The organism is Ureibacillus suwonensis, assembly GCF_042655065.1.
GTDB classification, from domain to species: domain Bacteria; phylum Bacillota; class Bacilli; order Bacillales_A; family Planococcaceae; genus Ureibacillus; species Ureibacillus suwonensis.
Genome location: NZ_JBHSNQ010000144.1, coordinates 1 through 5,418 on the forward strand (window position 1 = coordinate 1; position 5,418 = coordinate 5,418).

At 41.6% G+C, this 5,418-nt stretch carries 6 protein-coding genes; 5 read left to right on the forward strand and 1 reads right to left on the reverse strand.

The features are described from left to right. Window positions 1-455 precede the first annotated feature (455 nt). The 5 genes from ACFPOH_RS11400 (at window position 456) to ACFPOH_RS11420 (ending at window position 3,634) form a co-directional block, all read left to right on the forward strand. Window positions 456-902 carry a MarR family winged helix-turn-helix transcriptional regulator gene (locus ACFPOH_RS11400; protein WP_043904800.1) on the forward strand — a complete coding sequence of 149 codons (447 nt, stop codon included), beginning with the start codon at window positions 456-458 and terminating at the stop codon, window positions 900-902. A 75-nt stretch (window positions 903-977) separates the two neighbouring features. After that, the gene (locus ACFPOH_RS11405) at window positions 978-1,844 is read left to right on the forward strand and encodes a permease (protein WP_390309729.1); all 867 of its coding nucleotides are present in this window, start codon (window positions 978-980) and stop codon (window positions 1,842-1,844) included. Between the two features lie 13 nt (window positions 1,845-1,857). Next, window positions 1,858-2,652: an arsenite methyltransferase gene (locus ACFPOH_RS11410; protein WP_390309731.1), complete on the forward strand. Its 795-nt coding sequence runs from the start codon at window positions 1,858-1,860 to the stop codon at window positions 2,650-2,652. A 263-nt stretch (window positions 2,653-2,915) separates the two neighbouring features. After that, window positions 2,916-3,071: a hypothetical protein gene (locus ACFPOH_RS11415; protein ID WP_205424071.1), complete on the forward strand. Its 156-nt coding sequence runs from the start codon at window positions 2,916-2,918 to the stop codon at window positions 3,069-3,071. A gap of 71 nt (window positions 3,072-3,142) precedes the next feature. After that, window positions 3,143-3,634, forward strand: a complete 492-nt coding sequence (locus ACFPOH_RS11420) for a GNAT family N-acetyltransferase (RefSeq protein ID WP_390309734.1) — start codon at window positions 3,143-3,145, stop codon at window positions 3,632-3,634. A 267-nt stretch (window positions 3,635-3,901) separates the two neighbouring features. Here ACFPOH_RS11420 and ACFPOH_RS11425 read toward each other — a convergent pair whose 3' ends face one another. Beyond that, window positions 3,902-5,083 (reverse strand): IS701 family transposase, encoded by a 1,182-nt coding sequence (locus ACFPOH_RS11425; RefSeq protein WP_390309736.1) that lies wholly within the window; start codon window positions 5,081-5,083, stop codon window positions 3,902-3,904. Window positions 5,084-5,418: the final 335 nt, after the last annotated feature.

Sequence of the window (5,418 nt, forward strand, 5' to 3'; positions counted from 1 at the left end):
AAGTAGCTGAACCGTCAGAAGTCAGCAGAGGTCATAGTATTAGTTGGTTTAGAACTACTAAGAAGGACCGAACAATTAAGAGAGAATAGCCCTTGGCATTCAGTGAGTCATGATGAACACAGAAAACATAGTACCTCACTTGAGGAAGGAAGCGGTGAATCCCGTGGGAGACCTCTTGGAGGGTGGAGTGACCACTGGCATAAAGAGAACAGCTATTCACGGAAGTTATAAAGACTTGCGTCAATCATCTTAATTGAACCGCCGTATACGGAACCGTACGTACGGTGGTGTGAGAGGACGGGAGTTAATCGCTCCCTCCTACTCGATTTTAAGTGGATATAAATGCTTTATACAAAACAAAGGACGAGACATGTCGATAAAATTTTTTTATTTTTTAAAACAAAAAGGTTGCAATTTGCAAATAATATGATATAAATAATTATAGAGGTGAAAAAATGGAAAACATTAGAGAGTTGTTTCAAGTGATGACACGTCGTTTCGGATTTCTAAATAAAAATTGCTGTTCGATTGATGCTGTAGATATTTCTCTTGTTCAAAGTCATATTCTTTATGAAATTGACAAAAGAGAATCTCCTTCCATGCAACAAGTGGCTGAAGTATTGGGAATGGATATTACCACGTTCAGTAGACAGATTCAAAATTTAGTGAAAAAGGGATTAGTAAAAAAAACGCCACTCCCTGAAGATCGAAGGGTATATACGTTATCGTTAACCACCGAGGGAAAGTTTATCGCAACAACCATTGATCGAGAAATAAATCGATATTTAGAAGAAGTGTTTTCGCATATGACGGAATTTGAGAAAGAAACAGTGATTCGTTCGATTAAATTGTTGAATGAGTGCATGGCAAAATCAAGTGTATGTTGTAAACCGTTATTTTGAGGCAAGTATATCTAGGCTTGCCTATTTGTTAAATTAATAGTTGCAATTTACAAATAAAATAAGGAGAGATAATCAATGAGCATAGCGATTTTTCAAGACTTTCTCTATATTGCGTTAGAATTAACTCTTTTGTTTTTGGCTATTTCGTTCGTCATTAACTTTCTAGAAGGATATATTCCTTATGATAAAATGCAAAGTTTGTTAACAAAGCGCCATCCGTTATTCGGAGCACTGATTGCTGTTGCGTTTGCCTTTGTTACACCGTTTTGCTCATGTTCTACGATCCCGGTTGTCGTATCGCTTTTAAATCAGAAAGTCCGTTTCGGTATTGTGATGATTTTTCTATTTGCTTCTCCTGTGCTCGATCCAACCATATTGACACTCATGGCTGCGACACTCGGAGTAAAAGTGGCGATTTCTTATACCATTATCACAACCATTTTATCCATACTGATTGGATTCACGCTTGAAAAACTCGGATTTGAAAATCAAATAAAGCAAGTGATGGTGAAAGGAGAGGTGGAGATCGGAAAAAAACGAAACATGAAAGAAGCTTTGCAGGAGACCTTTCACTTAATGAAAACGGTTTATCCATATTTGCTTTTGGGCGCAGGCATTGGAGCATTTATTCAGGGTGCTGTACCGACAGAATGGATATCAACCTATATGGGAGGTGATAAGTGGTGGCTTGTTCCACTTGCAGCAATCATCGGAATTCCTTTGTATATCCGTCTTTCCACGATGATTCCCATTTCGCAAATGTTGATTGCAAAAGGCATGGCATTGGGACCAGTCATGGCGCTGATGATTAGCTCAGCAGGGGCAAGCTTACCGGAGATCACATTATTACACAGTATCTTTAGAAAGAAGCTGGTCTTTGCGTTTGTAGGTTCTGTCATGACGATGGCAACGTTATCAGGATTTTTATTCTATATCATTTAAGGAGTGATAACTTATGAATCACGTTAATAACGATCAAATCCGGCAAAATGTCCGCAGCCGCTATAAGCAAATTGCGCTGCAGGAAGTAAATTCTGGAAGCTGTTGTTCAGCCTCTTCCGGATTTTGTGGTACACCTAATGAGGTATCGGCAAAACTAGGATACTCGGATGAGGAATTATCTGCCGTGCCAGAAGGAGCCAATCTTGGACTTGGTTGCGGCAACCCGCTAGCAATTGCGGAATTGAACCCCGGAGAGGTGGTGTTGGATCTTGGTTGTGGTGCCGGTTTCGATTGCTTTTTGGCTGCTCGTCAGGTCGGAGAAACCGGGCGCGTCATTGGTGTGGATATGACGCCAGAAATGATCAGCAAAGCACGCAACAATGCTGCCAAGGGTGGCTTTACCAATACTGAGTTTCGGTTAGGAGAAATCGAATATTTACCGGTGGCAGATGGTTCGGTGGATGTCATTATTTCCAATTGCGTCATTAATCTTTCTCCAGATAAGCCCCAAGTGTTCAAGGAAGCCTATCGTGTGCTGAAACCAGGAGGGCGCCTTGTCATTTCCGACGTTGTGGCGACGGCAGAACTTCCATCGGAAATCAAAAACAATATGGATGTCTTGTATTCGGGCTGCGTATCAGGAGCAGCATCGATTGGAGAGCTGGAATCCATGTTACAACAGAGTGGATTCACACAGATCACCATTAAACCAAAAGATGAATCGAAGGAGTTTATCAAAGATTGGGTGCCTGGAGCGAACATCGCGGATTACATTGTTTCTGCGATCATTAAAGCAATGAAACCTTAAAAAATGTGGTGTAACAGATCGGAACTCGTTGGGGAAGAAAAAATAGTTGAGCAAGTCGTTTCCCACGATGATTCCGATCTCACAGATGATGATTGCAAAGGGAATGGCACCTGATGACCAGCTCAGTAGGTGTAAGCTTACCGGAGATAACATGATTACACAGTATCTTTAGAAAGAAGATGGTCTTTGCGTTTGTCGGTTCTGCCATGACCATGGCGACGTTATCAGATTTTTATTCTATATCATTTAAGGAGGAACTTCAAATGAACATCTTGAAAATGATATTTGGCAATTCCAAAGAAAAGCAAGGTTGCTGCGATATTCAAATTGTGGAAGTAAAAGAAAGCCAAGATGTTGCAGACAAAGCCACTATGGAACGTGAATGCTGCCCATCTACATTTCAGCGTGAGTGTTGCTAATGTTACATGGAAAAGGCATTGGGGAGATTCCTAGTGCCTTTTCTGTATGAAAATAAGGAGGGATTTTTCATATGAACATTCGCCGCTTTCGCAAAGAGGATTGGTCGCAAGTAAAGGAAATTTATGAGCAGGGAATTGCGACAGGACAAGCAACATTTGAAACAACAGTGCCATCGTTAGAAAAGTGGGAATCGACCATTGCGGAAAATTTATGTTTAGTCGCTGAAGACGAAGAAGGTATTCAAGGCTGGTGTAAGATCAGTAAAGTATCGGATCGCTGCGTGTATGAAGGGGTGGGAGAGGTTAGTGTGTATGTTCGAGATGTGAGCCGAGGAAAGGGAGTTGGAAAACAACTTCTACAAGCCATAATCAAAGAATCAGAAGCAAAAGGATTTTGGACATTAACAGCAGGGATTTTCCCGGAAAACATACCAAGTTTACGTTTACATCAAAGTGTTGGATTTCGTAAAGTGGGTATCCGACAACGTATAGGAAAGTTAAATGGGGTATGGCGTGATGTTATATTGCTTGAACGTCGTAGTCAAATTGTAGGTATAGATTGATAATGACTTTTAGATTATGTAATTACTTTGTATATAAAAAAGTGGCAGATTATTCTTGGATTCATAGCGGACCAAAATAAATCTGCCACTAAAATTAGATCCAAATACAATTGTGCCATTTCCATATACCATTCTGTCAATGTACAGCCCCTCGTTGTGGGTTATGTCCTCCTCTGCAAAAAACAATATATTTTGTTAATTGTATCTGTAGTTGAGCAATTTTCATTACAATAATTACCATGTAAAAAGAGACAAACGGAGTACCCCTTATGCCACATGAAGCTGTTTTTTAACGAAATCAATGGGAATATCTTGTTTCGCTGCATCGTAAATAAACTCCACGAGGCTATGTCCTTTTTTCTTTTGAAGGAAGTCAAGCCCGGTAGAGAAATCGCTGTTGGATTCGACCATACTGTACACATAAGCGAGTTGCACCAAGATCCAATACCGTTTCACCGCCCGACGTTGACGAACGCGGTACCCATCGAGCTTCAGCTGGTCTTTCGCTTGTCGAAAAAAGCATTCGATCGACCAACGCTGGGCATAGTAGCGCAAGATCTCTTCATCGCTTAGCTCCCGGTCGGTGCTCAAGACGCAGTGAAGATGTTCAGGTGTCATCGGCTGATCGGCTTTCCAAGCCAACAACACAACGGCATCATCGAGACCTTTCAGCGCTCCCTCGTAGCGATACACGCGATAACGCTCTTCTCCCACCGTGACGAGATGGGTGTCTTCCGGTTCGATGTAGCGTGCAAACTGCTTGGCTTGGATCGCAATGCCTTTTGGATAGAGAACCCGATTCGTCTTGAGCATCGCAATGACGTGGAATCCTTTTTTCAGGCAGGCTTCCACGAGTGTTTTCGATGGGTACCAAGAATCCATCAGCACATAAACAGAACCGTGCACATCCAAAGAAGAAAGCATCTCGATGGCCCATTGACCCTTGCTTTTCCCATCCGCCTTGTCGTAGAGGCGAAACGCAAAGGGAAAGGCTTGCGTCATCGTATGAACCATGAGCCAGACGAGAGAGTGTCCCCAAATCGACTTTTTGTCCGCGTGAGAATAATGCCAATTACACCCTTCAATAGCGTGTTTCGCCTGTGACGAAGGCTTCGTTTTTCGGCAGATCGTATCATCGATCGAAACAAAAATGGGGTGATTCTCTCGCTTGGCCGTTCGTTCCACATGACGAAGCATCCACTGCTGGAGTTTGCGAAGCAAGATTTCTTCATCCCAAGGGCTTTTCGTGAAAAAATGGCTCAGTGTCGTTCGATGGTTGGGATGAAAGCTCTCGTGATGCAGATCGGTCAAGGTTCCCGCAAATCCTTTCGTTGTCAGCGCATCGATAATATGAATGAGATGCTTCATGACCGGCTTAGAGAAATAAAGGGCCAGCCCCAACATTGCGAAAAACTTGTCGATTCCTTGGTGATGTGGTAGTCTATTCATGAGACATGAACCTCCTTGAGAATGGTTTGGTGACACATCTATTCTAATCAAGGAATCGGGTTCATGTCTCCTTTTTTGTATGGATGTAAATTTATGTTAGTGAATTTGCTCATCTACAGTAATGAAGGAAAAGAAACGGTATTGGCTAACGATTAAAGTTGTTAGTCTTTTTTAGATTACATAAATAAAATTATCATAGTAAAATTACTTACTCAACTTTCGCAGTGAAAAATTTATGAATAATCCTTGATTTGATAGGTTTCTTTGGGTATCTCATATTCACTTGACACTGAAAAAATTCGTCTAAAAACCAAAAAGACACCTCTTTCTTTTGG